We start from the raw sequence: 14019 nt of genomic DNA on the forward strand, positions 1-14019 counted from the left end.
ACCTAAGCGGAGAAGAGCCAGTATTATTCATCCATCGAGACTAAAAAGAACTTACTAATCAGTATGGTAGAACGAGGGAATGTGGACATTAGACTCACCTAAGCGGAGAAGAGCCGTTTACCTTCAATTTCTAAACGCGTTCGAATCCGCCAGATATCTTCAAGCTTAAAGGGTTTCTTCTGTCCTAATATCCGTTTCTTTGTATTACCAGTCACCATACATCACCTCCATGGTTACTTACTTGAGTGACCTATTAATTTTAGAAACCGTGATTTCAGATAATTTTTTCTAATGATGCGTGGCAAGTTTGAAAAGATATAGAGTATTTGATCTAACGGACTTTGGGGCATTTTTGATTTAAAAATGGCAGTGCTTCTATATGAACACTGCCATTTATTAGGATATTTTATCCCTTTCTTACAGGAGTATTATTTATTAGTCGCCGCTTTCATCGGTGAAACAAACTGAGATAGCTGCACCAGCATTTCTTCTGGGGTTTCTGTGTGTGTTTCTATTATTTTAACAACCGCTGACCCCGATATAGCACCTGCTGCACCCGCATCAATAGCCTGTTTTACTTGTTCTGGTGTTGAGATACCAAAGCCTAGCAAAGCGGGCGGGGCACTAAATTGGTTGAGTCTATTGAGAAGGTCACTAACGGGCATATTGGCTTTTGTCTCTGCACCTGTTACGCCAGAGCGAGAGAGAAGATAAGTGTATCCGCTGCCTAATTCTGCTACTGATTTTAATGTGTCGTCAGATGCTGTAGGCGGCGCAATGAAAATAGGCTCAATGCCATGTTTTTTTGCCGATGCGACAAATTCAGCGCTTTCATTTGTTGGGACATCTGCAATCAACACGGAATCAATACCAGCGTCGGAGCAGCTCTGATAAAAGTTATCAATACCCCGTGCGTAGACCAAGTTAGCATACATAAGTAAACCGATTGGTAGTTCGGGGTATTTTGCCCGAATTTTTGCTATTAATTCAAAGCAAATATCGGGTGTTGCCCCCGCTTCTAGAGCTCGGATATTGGCACCTTGAATTGTTGGACCATCAGCCAAAGGATCGGAAAAAGGAATACCGAGCTCGAGCGCATCTGCCCCAGCTTCGACTAGCGTTTCCATTATTTTTAAGGATTGATCTGGATTAGGGTCGCAAACCGTGACAAAGGGAACAAACGCACCTTGGTTTTGCTCGTCTAAGCGTGAAAACATAGATTCGTAACGGCTCATTAGAACACTCCTTTTTCTTCTAAGATGGCGTGAACGGTGAAGATATCTTTGTCTCCGCGTCCCGATAGATTAACGACTAGTAGTTGCTCTTTATCTGGGTTCTCGCGTGCCATGCGTAGCGCATGAGCTAAAGCATGAGATGACTCAAGTGCAGGTATGATACCTTCGCTGCGTGCTAATTCTTGGAAAGCACTTAAGGCTTCATCATCGGTAACATTGTCATACTCTGCACGACCTATGGCGTTTAGGTGTGCGTGCTGAGGCCCTACAGATGGAAAGTCTAATCCAGCTGAAACTGAGTAAGACTCTTCAACCTGACCGTTTACATCTTGCATTAATGGTGCCTTCATACCAAAGAAAATGCCAGTTTTACCATGCTTTAATGGTGCGCCGTGTTGATTGGTGTCAATGCCTTTGCCTGCTGGCTCAACGCCAATAAGGCGTACAGCTGTTTCATCAATAAAATCGGCAAACATACCTATAGCATTGGAGCCACCACCTACACAGGCAATAATTGCATCTGGAAGGCGTCCTTCACGAGCTAAGATTTGGTTCTTTGTTTCTTCACCAATCATACGCTGAAATTCACGCACTATGGTTGGAAATGGGTGTGGTCCAGCCGCTGTGCCCAGTAGGTAATGGGCTTGCTCATAGGTTGCTGACCAATCGCGAAGGGCTTCGTTACAAGCATCTTTTAGCGTGGCCGAACCAGAGTGGACAGGAATGACTTCAGCACCCATAAGTTTCATGCGAAATACATTAGGGCTTTGGCGTTCAACATCTTTTGCACCCATGTACACGCGACATTTCAAACCTAACAGCGCACAAGCTAATGCAGTAGCAACACCATGCTGGCCTGCGCCTGTTTCAGCTATTATTTCTTCCTTTCCCATGCGTTTGGCGAGTAATGCTTGGCCTAATACCTGGTTAGTTTTGTGTGCACCACCATGGAGTAGATCCTCGCGTTTAAGGTAAATTTTACTTTTTGTGCCTTTAGTTAGATTGCGAGTTAATGTTAAAGCAGTCGGTCGGCCAGCATATTCTTGTAGTAAGCCCATAAACTCACTACGAAAATTGGGATCGTCTTGAGCATCGATGAAAGCTTGCTCAAGCTGTTCAAGTGCTGGAACGAGAATTTGTGGCACGTACTGACCACCATATTCGCCAAAGTAGGCATCAAGTTTTGCCATTGTTTTATTCCTTTAATTCTAGGTGGAGTAGTTCATTGAGGCTCCACCAACATTTTCTTATCTAAAGCCTTCTACTGTTATTTTGTTTATCAGTAGTTACGGATGGCGTCGAATGCTTGTTGTAATTTTTGGCTATCTTTTTTACCAGGAGACAATTCAACACCTGAGTTCAGATCTAGTCCTAAACAACCTTGTTGAGCAGCTTTTTGAGCGTTAAAAGGTGAAATACCACCAGCAAGCATAACTTGTTTGGTGTCTTCGATTAGTGACCAGTCGAATACTAAGCCAGTCCCACCTGTTTGAGACCCTACTTTGGTATCTAGGAGATGGCGATCTACTGGTGCTCCGAGTAGACTTGGCAATGAGTTCTTCACTCCGTATGCTTTCCAAATCTCAACGTTTTCGCTTAATTGAGAATGTAGAGCTTTGACATAGTTTTGATCTTCGTCGCCGTGTAATTGGACAGCACTTAGTCCAAGTTGGTTAGCCGTTTCAGCGACAGTTTCGACATCATGGTTTTGAAATACGCCGACATACTTAAGGGGAGCACCTGACATTGTTAGACGAGCAGATTCAACATCAACACAACGTTTTGACTTCGCAACGAAAATAAGGCCACCAAATACAGCGCCAGCTTGGTACGCTTTTGCCGCGTCATCTGCTTGAGTGAGACCACACACTTTGTTTTCGCCCAGTATTACTTTACGTACAGCTAACTCAAGGTTGTCTTCTGCCATTAACGAACTTCCAATCAGAAACCCATCAGCAAACTCAGATAAGTCACGAACCTGCTGGTGCGTATTGATACCAGACTCTGAAATGATTGTTGCTTGTGGAGCCAGCTCACGGATGTGAGGTGACAGTTCTTTAGTGCGGTTAAGATCGGTCGTTAAATCTCGTAGATTACGGTTGTTGATGCCAATAACTTTGGCGTCAAGTGCCACTGCACGATGTAGTTCTTGCTCGTTACTGACTTCGGTTAAAATACCCATATTAAGTGAATGAGCCGCTGTTGCGAGTTCTTGGTATTTATCGTCATCAAGTACAGATAACATGAGGAGAATCGCATCTGCTGAGTAATGGCGAGCAAGATATATTTGGTAAGAATCTACAATGAAGTCTTTACATAAAATAGGCTGAGTTACATGGCGCCTTACTTGTGGTAAAAACTCAAAGTTACCTTGAAAATATTTTTCATCGGTTAATACCGAGATTGCATCAGCATGCTTGTTATATACGGATGCAATGTAATCAAGGTCAAAATTTTCTCGAATCAAGCCTTTAGAAGGCGAAGCTTTCTTACATTCAGTAATGAATGTGGTTTTATTACCACCGACAGCTTTATAGAAGCTGCGATCAGACGGAGTCAGTGCATCTTTGAACTCAGATAGAGGCAGAGATGACTGGTGCTTGTTTAGCCATAGGTATTTATCATCTACAATTTTTGCTAATACTTCCGCCATTTTTGCTTCTTTAACGGAAATGTGTTCGGAAAGTTTGTCTTGTGTCTGAGTCATGAATTTCTACCTTGTCCTAGAGCCGTTATGTATGCGCTGATAGTTGTTTTACTAGTTCAAAAGCTTGGCCTGAATTCATCGTATCAATGGCATGCTTGGTATTTTCTTTGAGATCATTACGATCAAAAAGTTTCATCAGCAGGGCAACATTGACAGCAACAGCGCCGAGCTGGGCGTCAGTACCTTTACCCGTTAGGATATTGGTAATGATCGCTTTGTTTTCTTCTGGGGTTCCGCCTTTGATTGCGTCAAGTGGATGAGCAGTAAGACCAAAATCCTCTGGGTGAAGTGTGTACTCTGTGATTTGTCCATGTTTAATTTCTGCTACTTTAGTCTCGCCATGAATGGCAACCTCATCAAGACCGCTGCCATGAACAACAGCGGCACGCTTCATGCCCATTTTAAGCATGGTTTCGGCAATGGGTCTGACGAGCTCTTCACTGTAAACCCCCATAAGCTCGATATTTGGCCGAGCTGGGTTAATGAGTGGGCCAAGAATATTGAATATAGTTCGCGTTTTCATCGTTTGACGGACAGGCATCGCATGGTGAACCCCACTGTGATATTGGGGAGCGAAGAGAAAAGTAACACCTAGCTTGTCCATTGCAGCACGGCTAGTATCGGCATCCATCGTGAGATCTATACCAAATGAGCTTAATAAATCTGAGGATCCCGACTTACTGGAAACACCGCGGTTACCATGCTTGGCGATTTTTAGACCGCAAGCCGCAGCCACAAATGCAGCCGTAGTTGAAATATTTATTGTATTATGCCCATCACCGCCAGTACCGACAATGTCTGCAAAGTCATAATCAGGGCGGGGAAATGGGTTCGCATTCGCAAGCAGCGCGTTTGCAGCTCCTGCAATTTCATCCGGTGTTTCACCTTTAAGTTTGAGAGCCGTCAGTACCGAAGCCATAAGTATAGGATCCAACTCGCCGCGAATAATCACATCAAAAAGCTGCTGACTTTCGTCTTGAGTTAGAGAATCTTGTTGGTATAGTTTATTAATTATTTGGTTCATATCCTTTGCCTTATTGCTGCAATGTGTTTTTTACTGGTTTATCTAGGGCCCATTTGATGGCATTGGCGAGTAATACCGCACCTTGTGTTGTCATAATAGATTCGGGATGGAATTGAAACCCGCAGACCTTATCCTGCTCTTGTACCACTGACATGACAAGTCCATCAACTTCTGCTGTCACCGTTAGTGTCTCTGGAACGACAGTGGCTACAAGAGAATGGTAACGTGCAATTGCTAGTGGAGAAGGCAAATTGGTATAAATGCTATGATTGAGATGATCCATCATAGAGACTTTTCCGTGGACAATGTCACTAGCTCCAGCCACAGTGCCGCCATATGCTTCGACGATTGCTTGATGTCCAAGACAGATACCAATAATGGGTACTTTTCCCTTGAGGTTATTTATTACTTTAGGCATCGAACCCGCTTCAGATGGTGCTCCTGGGCCTGGTGAGAGAAGGACTACAGGGTTACTTAGCTCTTTGATAGCAGCCTCTATTGTTGATGCCGCTATATTATTACGGTAGATAGTTACCTCGTGACCGAGAGAGCGAAATTGATCCACTAAGTTGTATGTAAAAGAATCAAAGTTATCAATAAATACTATGCTAGCCATCTATTACTGCTCCTTATGTGCTAATTGAATTGCAGAAATAACGGCTTGCGCTTTGCTACGAGTTTCGTCAGCTTCGGCTTGGGGGTCTGAATCAAACACGACACCAGCCCCTGCTTGAACTTGTGCAATACCATTTTCGACATAGGCAGAACGAATCACGATACAGGTATCTAATGTACCTTCGCCGGTGAGATAACCTACTGCGCCGCCGTAACTTCCACGACGAGTTCTTTCTACATCTCGAATAAGCTGCATAGCACGAATTTTTGGTGCACCCGTCAGAGTACCCATATTCATACATGCTTGATAGGCATGAAGAGCGTCTAAGTCTTGACGAAGTTGGCCGACAACTCTAGACACTAAATGCATCACATGGCTGTATCTGTCTACTTGGAGGAGATCCGCAACATGTCGAGAGCCAGCTTGTGAAATCCGGGCAACATCGTTTCGCGCTAAGTCAACCAGCATCATGTGCTCTGCATTTTCTTTTTTATCCGTGCGCAGTTCTAGTTCGATACGGCCATCTAAGTCAAAATCTATTTGGCCGTTAGGCTGCTTGCCTCGAGGGCGAGTACCTGCAATAGGGTAAATTTCAACCTGATTGGTTTCAGTTTCATACTTCAATGCACTTTCTGGCGATGCGCCAAATAAGGTAAACAGTTCATCTTGCATGTAGAACATATACGGACTTGGATTACTCAGTTTTAGTTCTTTATATGCAACCAGTGGTGATGGGCATGGTAGGGTGAAGCGACGAGAAGGAACAACCTGAAAAATATCACCTTTAACAACATATTGCTTAAGATCGCAAACGATTTGGCAAAAATCTTCGTCGTTAACGCTAGGTTGAGGTGATACGCTGTTTAGCTTCCTCGCGATAGGCAGCAGCTTTAAGTTAGCACACTGAGACTGGATGTATTGTATGCGTGTTTTTAGTTTGGCTTTTTCGGCACATCCGGCAAACAGGGTCGCTTGAACATCACATGACTCTCGTTGATGATCGACGATAAGCAGAGTTTCTGCGACGTAAAATACATAGTCGGGGCAATGATTTGAGGTTTCTGCTTCTCCCAAAGGTTCAAAGTTTGCTACCATGTCGTAGGCGAACAACCCCCCGAGAAAGAGAGCATGCTTTTCATGTTCACTGATGTCGAAGCTATGTTGGACAAGTCGAAGAGCATCGAAAGAAGAGGCTTCGCGCAGTCGTGAGTCTTCATCAAGTGTGTTGCTAGGTGTCTCAAATTCTAGAGTTAGCGTGTTATTGTCAAATGAATGAGTGATATTACGATGAATATTGTGTGTCAAATGGTTAAGCAGACACTGGCCATTATTGGTTAGTGCATGCATAGTCACTGTGTGGCCATGGCAGACTATACGTACAGCAGAATCGACAATCAGCAAGCTTTTTAGGTTCTGCTTGGAACTGATTTCTGCGGACTCCAATAATAAACTGTCTGTTTTATTTTCACATAGAGTGTGAAACAGACGCGTTGGATCTAACGTGTAAGGAGCCGTTGTTTGAATGACTTCCAGCTCGCCCAGCATTTTTATTTCAATGGCCTTGTTCACAAGACCTCCTTTCATTTATAGCTTTTACTTCCTGCCATACATAGTCGCATAAACAAAACATTCACCCAATGTAGAATGTGATCTAATCGATGCTTGTATGACCAGTTAAATGCAGTATATCCGACAAAACAAAAGGCCCGCTTTAAGAGCGGGCCTGATTACATTAATTGAGTCAATTAAAAGTATTCGTCAGCCCACCTAGAACTTGTCCAAGTACGCCAGCAAGCAAGAATTTCAGAAACGGCATATTGGCCATCATCTGCAAGATTCGCTTTTTGGTTTGAGTTAAACTCTTGTAACATGACAACCCCTTAATGGAATACTTTGTATTTGCGTACTAGTAAACTAGTTCGCTGATAAAAAGTCAACTAAAAAGTAAGTTTATGAAGATTGATTTACATAGCCATACTACTGCTTCTGATGGAAGACTATCTGTTACCCAGTTGATAGATAGGGCCGTCGATTTTAATGTTGATGTGCTAGCCATCACGGATCATGACACTGTCGATAGCCTGCACCATGCCCATCACTATGTTGAGTTAAATAAACTGCCGATCACGCTTATAGATGGCATTGAGATTTCAACAGTCTGGCAAAATAAAGATATTCATATTGTCGGTCTCGATATTGATCCTAAATCGAGTGAACTTAAAGAGTTGATAGTTAAACAGCAGGCACATCGTCAGGTGCGTGCTGAGTTAATTGCCCAGCGCCTTGCAAAAGCAACAAGAGAAGGTGTGTTTGAGGAAGTAAAAACCATTGCAGGTGAAGCGCCGATAACTCGTGCACATTTTGCTAAATGGTTAGTTGATAATGGTTATGCGAAAACTATGCAGCAAGTGTTTAAGAAATATTTAACACGCGATAACCCTGGTTATGTCCCTCCAAGTTGGTGCTCTATGAAAGAGGCCGTTGATGCAATACATTCTGCAGGTGGATTAGCCGTTCTCGCTCACCCTGGACGTTACAAGCTAACCGCAAAATGGTTGAAAAGGCTACTTGGTGCATTTGTTGAGGCAGGAGGGGATTCTATGGAAGTTGCTCAACCACAGCAAGGGCAACAAGAAAGACGTAATCTGGCAGATTATGCTATACAATACAAACTATTGGCGTCTCAAGGAAGTGACTTTCATTACCCTTCTCCTTGGACAGAGCTAGGTAAGAATCTTTGGCTTCCATCAGGCGTCGAACCAGTCTGGAAAGATATGGACATCGATCGTTCATAATCAAACCAGAGTAAGATTTCAACGGTCGATTTAGCTCTATGAGAGAGCAGTTAGATAACAAGGTCATAAGACCAGAGAATTAATACATTTATAGAGTCGAGAGACTCAATGATGAGGAATTATAATGAGCCAGTTCTTTTATGTGCATCCAGAAAACCCTCAGGCTCGCTTGATCAATCAAGCGGTGGCCATCATTCGTAGTGGTGGTGTTGTTATTTATCCTACCGATTCTGGATATGCTTTAGGGTGTCAGTTGGAGAATAAACAGGCGCTGGAAAGAATTTGTCAGATTCGAAAATTAGATGAAAAGCATAATTTTACGCTACTATGTCGTGATTTATCTGAATTGTCTATATATGCACGTGTAGACAATGGCGCTTTTCGCCTTTTGAAAAATAATACCCCAGGCCCTTTTACCTTTATTTTTAAGGGAACTAAGGAAGTGCCGCGCCGTTTGATGAATAGTAAACGCAAAACAATAGGTATTCGAGTTCCAGATAACCGTATCGCACTTGACTTACTGGAAGCGCTAGGTGAACCGTTAATGTCCACGTCACTGATATTACCTGGTAATGATGTCACGGAATCCGACCCAGAAGATATCAGAGATAAACTGGAGCATGCAGTAGATTGTATTCTTAATGGTGGTTATCTCGGAGAACAACCAACGACAGTGGTTGATTTCAGTGAAGATGAACCTGTTATAGCCCGTATAGGTTCAGGTGATCCATCAGCATTTGAGTGATGTAAACTATTAGATACTATGGCTAAAGCATCTATAATGGATACCCTTAGATGCTTTGAAACGGTGCTTATGAGTGCCAAATAGTGGAGGTTATAAAGTATTATTGAATAAACCTTCGCGGTGTCTAAATTCCCTTTATCATGAATTACAGCTATCTATGGAAGGCCACCCTTCCTACTATGTTAATTGTCAAAATTAAAAATAAAGCATGCGTTTCTTACAAGAGTTTGCGATAATACGCGACCGCGATTTTAGGTCGCAAAGTAGAACTGACGTCTGAGAAGACGACACAAAGGTAAAACAATGAACGAAAAATTACAGAAGGTATTAGCGCGAGCAGGCCATGGTTCACGACGCGAACTAGAAACACTAATTAAGGCGGGGCGCGTAAGTGTCAATGGTATTGTTGCTAAGCTTGGTGAGCGTTTAGAAGATGAAAATGCTGTCGTTCGCATCGACGGGCATATTGTTTCTGCCAAGGCGCAGGAAGAAGTGGTTTGTCGCGTATTGGTGTACTACAAACCTGAAGGTGAGCTTTGTACTCGTAATGATCCTGAAGGTCGCCGAACTGTATTTGACCGTTTACCAAAAATGCGGGGCTCTCGTTGGATTTCTGTTGGTCGTTTAGATGCAAATACATCTGGATTACTCCTTTTTACCACTGATGGTGAGTTGGCAAATCGACTTATGCACCCGAGTCGCCAAGTTGAGCGTGAGTATTTAGTTCGTGTTTTCGGTGAAATTGATGAGAAGAAAGTACGTAATCTAGTCAGTGGCGTTGAGCTAGATGATGGCGTAGCGCGTTTTGAAGATGTTGTTCATGCAGGAGGTGATGGTATGAACCATACCTTCTACGTGGTTATCAATGAAGGCCGTAACAGAGAAGTACGTCGCTTGTGGGAGTCTCAAGATTGTACGGTAAGCCGTCTAAAACGCGTTCGCTACGGTGATATATTTTTGGATAAGAAACTTCCTCGTGGTGGATGGATGGAGCTTGACCTTAAAGAAGTGAATTACTTGCGTGAGCTGGTAGAGCTAAAACCAGAAAAAGAAACGCTACTTGAGGAAACGAAAGCCAATACTTCACGTAAGCGTGAGCGTTCTCGCAGCCAGAAAATTCGTCGTGCAGTTAAGCGCCATGAAGAGCGGGTGAGTAGTGGTGGAGGCGGTCGTAGTAACAATCCAGCGCGAAGAAAGACACGCAGAAGTGCTGGCGAACAAGGCAGTCGAAGTAAACATCGTTAACTCAGTATGAAAAAAGCAGCATTAAGCTGCTTTTTTTTATGGTGGGTTTGGATAAACGAAGTACCGAGTTAATCAGCTTTCGTCAAAGAGATTGGTTGAGCTCGAAATAGCGCCCTTTGTCTGCCATAAGCGCCTCGTGCGTTCCATATTCAACAACTTCGCCTTGTTCAATAAGACAAATAGCGTCCATTTTGCTGAGTTCGACAAGTCGATGAGTAATAAATACTACGGTTTTGTTCTCGAAATACTGGTTAAATAACTGCATGATCTGACGCTCAGTTTGCTTATCCAAACCTTCAGTCGGTTCATCAAGTAATAAGATTGGACCATTATGTAACAGTGCTCTAGCTATACCAATTCGACGTTTTTCTCCTCCCGATAACTGCCTACCACCATCTCCAAGCCAACTATCTAATCCTTGCTGGTCTGTAAGCTTAGATAAGCCTACCTTGGATAATGCTTCATGCAGTTTCTCATCGGTGGCACCCGAAGATGCCATGAGTAGATTATCTCGCAAAGTTCCATTGAGTATATCGACTCGCTGGCTAACCACTGTTGTTGCTTGGCGAAGTTGGCTTTCACTCCATAGAGCAATAGGCTGTCCTGCGATCTTAATATTTCCTTTCTGTGCATCCCAGTATCGATTGAGCAACTGCAATAAAGTTGACTTCCCTGAGCCTGTTTGGCCGAGAATGGCGACTCGTTGTCCTGCTGATATTGTGAGGTTTATATTACATAAAACGTTCGTTGTAGTATCAGGATAGTGGAAGCTGACATCTTGGTACTCAATTGAGTATGACTGATTATGTTCTAAGGGCTCACTTGGGAACTGAACATCCGGAGTTGATAAAGTAATGTCGTTGAGTCGGCGCGCAGAGGTAATAGTTTGTCCAAGGTGCTGAAATGCGCCTGCAATTGGCATGAGGATTTCAACACTTGCCATGGTAGCGAAGACAACAAGAGCTATCATAGGATTGGGTAACTGCCCGCCCACTCCGTCAGCAGCAAGCCACAGCATGAGGACAATTGTCCAGCCGTTCGCAAGTATAAGTAGCGCTTGAGCAACTCCGGTAAAGTGAGCGTTAAACCGTTGATTATTGAGTAGGCGTTGCTGAATATCAAAAATTGCATTTCGGTAGCGTTCTTCTGCGCCAAAAAGCGTAAGCTCACTATAGCCTTGAAGCCAGTCTAGAGTGGCAATTCTTAAGTTGGCTTTGTTATTTGTCAACTCAGCCCCATTATGTTTGCCCAGTTTATAAAACAGAATAGGCCAAAGTATGAGTAGAGTGAGCAAGATGCCCCCAAGAGTTAGACCTAGCTTTGTATCAAACCAACTGAGAAGGACGGTAAGACCTACAATGCCCAGAGAGCCTACAACCATTGGGCTGATGAGACGTAAGTAAACATGGTCCATCGCACTTATATCTGCAACTAAGCGATTGAGAATGTCTGCATCTCTAAGGTTGGATACCTTGCCCGGAATTAGGGGAGCAAGTTTGGAGAAGAAAAATATACGCAGGTCTGTCAATAGCTTAAAAGTAGCGTTGTGACTGACTACTCGTTCACCCCAGCGACCAGCGGTTCGACCCATAGCAAAACCACGAACAAACGCGCCAGGTAACATATAGTTGAAAGTTTCCCGAGCAATAGTTAATCCAGCAATGGCTGCCGCCGATAGAAACCAACCAGAGAGAGTCAGTAATCCAATAGAGGCAAGCATCGTCAATAACGCTAAGAACATGCCTAGTGAAAGGCCAAACCAATGTTTTTTATAAAGCTTCAGGTAGGGTAATAAATCACGCATCAAGATTCCCCTTATTCGTTTGGGAAAGCGTTTGATTGGCTAGTAACATCTTTTGGAACAAGCCATTTTGGTTACTAAGTTGGTTGTAGTTGCCTTGTTGGACAATCATGCCACTCTCCATAACGAGTATATGAGAGACATTCTTTAGAGGAAGAAGTTGATGAGTCACCATTAAGGATGTTTTGCCTTCAATCTGATTTTCAAGGCCTTCCATCACCAGTTTTTCGCTACGTGCATCTAAACTCGCAGTTGGTTCATCAAGGAGCCAAAAATGTCCGTTTTGTATCATGGCTCTCGCAAGAGCAATACGTTGAGCTTGTCCTACAGACAACCCACCTGAGCGATCTGAAATTTGGTAATCCAGTCCATGTTGCTCGACAAACTCTGATGAGAAAGACTTTTTTAAAGCCGTGTTGATGACACTCTCTTTGACATCATCTTTGCCTAAAGTGATGTTATTCCTAATTGTGCCATGGACTAACAGAGGGTTTTGACCAACCCAACTGATATTCTCGCGCCAGTCGCTCAGATTAATTTCTGTACGTTCAATACCATTAATGGTTAATGAGCCTTTATAGGGCAGAAAACCTAATATAGCGTTGACTAGACTTGTTTTTCCTGCGCCACTTGGGCCAACCAATGCAGTATGTTGATTCGCTTTGATTTCAAAATTGATTGGGCCGAGTAACTTGGCACCTTGCGACGAAAATATTTCCAAATCTTGGGCACAAATACTAATACCTGATGTTACGTCTAAAGTTCGATTTCCGGAACTCACGGCTGTTGCATCTGTCTCTAGAAACTCGACGATACTATCGGCAGCCCCGACGGCTTGTTGCTTGGCGTGATAAAAAGTACCTAAATCTCGGAGTGGTTGATAAAATTCAGGCGCAAGTATAAGAATAAACAAACCAGCCATCAGTGTTACGCCTAGACCATAATCACCGATATTGATTTCTCCGATAAAAGCAAATCCGAAGTATACCGCAGTCAGAGCGATGGAAATTGATGTGAAAAACTCGAGGATGGCAGAAGATAAGAATGCGATCTTAAGCACATCCATGGTGCGAGAGCGGAAGACTTCAGATGCGGCGCGCATAACATCTGTTTCGGCCTTAGTGCGGTCAAATAAACGAATGGTGGTCATAGATTGTAAGCGGTCATAAAAATGGCCAGACAAGCGTTGAAGCGCTTTAAAGTTTTTGCGGTTTGCATCTGCTGCTTTCATACCCACAAGAGCCATAAATAATGGCACTAGTGGTGCCGTAACCAAAAAGATTAGACCTGCTATCCAGTTTATTGGAAAAACGACCACAAGAATCACAATTGGAACCAACACCGCAAGCGACATCTGTGGCAGATAACGGGCGAAGAAATCATGCATATCTTCGACTTGTTCCAATAACAGTGTTGCCCAAGATCCTGCCGGCTTACCTTTGATATAAGCGGGGCCTAACTCACGTAACTTATCAAGAATTAATTGTCGTATGTAAAGACGAATTTGTTCTCCGCAACGATATCCAGCCAGTTCTCGCCCCCAAGAGCATAAAGCCCGCATAGCGATAATGACAATTAGACCTAAAAAGTAGGGAATAAGCTGCTGTTTAGGAGCTTGTTCAATGATCAGCTGCTGAAGAATAGTCGCAAGTAAAGCGGCCTGAGCCAGGAGAAATAGGCTTGAAATAACACCAAGCCCAATAGCAGCACTCAGCCAGCATTTCGCTAACTTACTCTGCTGCTTGAGCCATTTGTTCAAGTTGCGCTGTTTGTTTTTATCCATTATGAGGCTTATTGATAAGTACTTTGATGACCCTAAGCAGTCGATTATACAAAAGAAAGCCTCATGGT

12 protein-coding genes, 1 pseudogene and 1 other annotated feature are annotated in these 14019 nt (G+C 43.4%); of the genes and pseudogenes, 3 read left to right on the forward strand and 10 right to left on the reverse strand.

The window, feature by feature from the left end; all coding sequences use genetic code 11:
• Positions 1-122: 122 nt before the first annotated feature.
• The 8 genes and pseudogenes from KO511_RS22555 to KO511_RS16100 form a co-directional block, all read right to left on the reverse strand.
• Positions 123-218: pseudogene (locus KO511_RS22555) on the reverse strand (integrase); the annotation flags it as partial.
• 210 nt (positions 219-428) lie between these two features.
• Positions 429-1235, reverse strand: a complete 807-nt coding sequence (trpA, locus tag KO511_RS16070) for a tryptophan synthase subunit alpha (RefSeq protein WP_215988424.1) — start codon at positions 1233-1235, stop codon at positions 429-431.
• On the reverse strand, positions 1235-2425 hold the full coding sequence (trpB, locus tag KO511_RS16075) for a tryptophan synthase subunit beta (protein ID WP_215988425.1): 1191 nt from the start codon (positions 2423-2425) through the stop codon (positions 1235-1237). The genes trpA and trpB overlap by 1 nt, the downstream gene beginning before the upstream one ends.
• Before the next feature lie 89 nt (positions 2426-2514).
• On the reverse strand, positions 2515-3942 hold the full coding sequence (gene trpCF, locus KO511_RS16080; protein ID WP_215988426.1) for a bifunctional indole-3-glycerol-phosphate synthase TrpC/phosphoribosylanthranilate isomerase TrpF: 1428 nt from the start codon (positions 3940-3942) through the stop codon (positions 2515-2517).
• A 25-nt stretch (positions 3943-3967) separates the two neighbouring features.
• Positions 3968-4966 carry an anthranilate phosphoribosyltransferase gene (gene trpD, locus KO511_RS16085; protein ID WP_215988427.1) on the reverse strand — a complete coding sequence of 333 codons (999 nt, stop codon included), beginning with the start codon at positions 4964-4966 and terminating at the stop codon, positions 3968-3970.
• A gap of 10 nt (positions 4967-4976) precedes the next feature.
• Positions 4977-5582, reverse strand: a complete 606-nt coding sequence (locus KO511_RS16090; RefSeq protein ID WP_215988428.1) for an aminodeoxychorismate/anthranilate synthase component II — start codon at positions 5580-5582, stop codon at positions 4977-4979.
• A gap of 3 nt (positions 5583-5585) precedes the next feature.
• Positions 5586-7151 (reverse strand): anthranilate synthase component 1, encoded by a 1566-nt coding sequence (locus KO511_RS16095; RefSeq protein ID WP_215988429.1) that lies wholly within the window; start codon positions 7149-7151, stop codon positions 5586-5588.
• 127 nt (positions 7152-7278) lie between these two features.
• Positions 7279-7381 (reverse strand) — a sequence feature (Trp leader region).
• A complete protein-coding gene (locus tag KO511_RS16100) occupies positions 7328-7453 on the reverse strand; it encodes a Trp operon leader peptide (protein WP_215988430.1) in 126 nt (41 codons plus the stop codon). (Overlaps the previous feature by 54 nt.)
• 81 nt (positions 7454-7534) lie before the next feature.
• Between KO511_RS16100 and rnm the strand changes: the two genes are divergently transcribed.
• From rnm to rluB, 3 genes are all read left to right on the forward strand, one after another.
• A complete protein-coding gene (gene rnm / locus KO511_RS16105) occupies positions 7535-8377 on the forward strand; it encodes an RNase RNM (RefSeq protein WP_215988431.1) in 843 nt (280 codons plus the stop codon).
• Positions 8378-8501: 124 nt separating this feature from the next.
• Positions 8502-9122, forward strand: a complete 621-nt coding sequence (locus KO511_RS16110) for an L-threonylcarbamoyladenylate synthase (protein ID WP_215988432.1) — start codon at positions 8502-8504, stop codon at positions 9120-9122.
• Positions 9123-9425: 303 nt separating this feature from the next.
• Positions 9426-10367, forward strand: coding sequence for a 23S rRNA pseudouridine(2605) synthase RluB (rluB, locus tag KO511_RS16115; protein WP_215988433.1), 942 nt, complete (start codon positions 9426-9428; stop codon positions 10365-10367).
• A gap of 82 nt (positions 10368-10449) precedes the next feature.
• Here rluB and cydC read toward each other — a convergent pair whose 3' ends face one another.
• Together cydC and cydD are read right to left on the reverse strand one after the other, a co-directional pair.
• A complete protein-coding gene (cydC, locus tag KO511_RS16120) occupies positions 10450-12171 on the reverse strand; it encodes a heme ABC transporter ATP-binding protein/permease CydC (protein ID WP_215988434.1) in 1722 nt (573 codons plus the stop codon).
• Positions 12164-13951: a heme ABC transporter permease/ATP-binding protein CydD gene (gene cydD / locus KO511_RS16125; protein ID WP_215988435.1), complete on the reverse strand. Its 1788-nt coding sequence runs from the start codon at positions 13949-13951 to the stop codon at positions 12164-12166. The genes cydC and cydD overlap by 8 nt, the downstream gene beginning before the upstream one ends.
• Positions 13952-14019 lie beyond the last annotated feature (68 nt).

The sequence above is a fragment of the Vibrio hepatarius genome, from assembly GCF_018860525.1.
Classification (GTDB): domain Bacteria; phylum Pseudomonadota; class Gammaproteobacteria; order Enterobacterales; family Vibrionaceae; genus Vibrio; species Vibrio hepatarius_B.